The sequence below is a fragment of the Bradyrhizobium sp. Mp27 genome, from assembly GCF_029953005.1.
Taxonomy (GTDB): Bacteria; Pseudomonadota; Alphaproteobacteria; order Rhizobiales; family Xanthobacteraceae; genus Bradyrhizobium; species Bradyrhizobium barranii.
Genome location: NZ_JASAUS010000626.1, coordinates 1 through 485, shown reverse-complemented (window position 1 = coordinate 485; position 485 = coordinate 1). Strand labels below are relative to the sequence as shown.

Below are 485 nucleotides of genomic sequence, written 5' to 3'. Positions count from 1 at the left end.
GGTACTGTCCAGAATCTTTCGCACTTTTGATCAGGCGACGGCTCCGGTTTCAGAGAGTTGTGGCTGATAGAGCGGTCGCATGTTCATGTAGCATTTGGTCGACCACGCCGTTCCGGCAATGTGCCGCAGCCGGGCCGCCGCCAAATTGAGACAGGATTGACCGTCGGGGAAGGCGCCGACGACACGGGTTCGTCGCCGGATCTCCTTCATGATGCGCTCGAGCGGATTGTTCGTTCGAATCTTCCGCCAATGGATGTCAGGAAAGGCATAGTAGGCGAGCGTCTCGTGAACCGCCTGCTCGACGAGATCAGCAGCTTTGGCCATACGGCTTGCCCGCAGATCCGCGATGACGGTCCTGGCTTTCTCGTCGGCCGCGGCGCGGCTCTCCTGGGCATGAATGGCCTTGAGCATGTGGCTCACCTCGCGGACCCGGGTCGACGGCACGTGGCTGAAGACATTGCGATAAAAATGCACCATGCAGCGTT

At 59.8% G+C, this 485-nt stretch carries 1 protein-coding gene; it reads right to left on the bottom strand.

The window, feature by feature from the left end:
- Positions 1 to 30: 30 nt before the first annotated feature.
- The coding region (locus tag QJT78_RS52065) for a transposase (RefSeq protein WP_281460938.1) at positions 31 to 485 on the bottom strand (455 nt) is incomplete at its 5' end.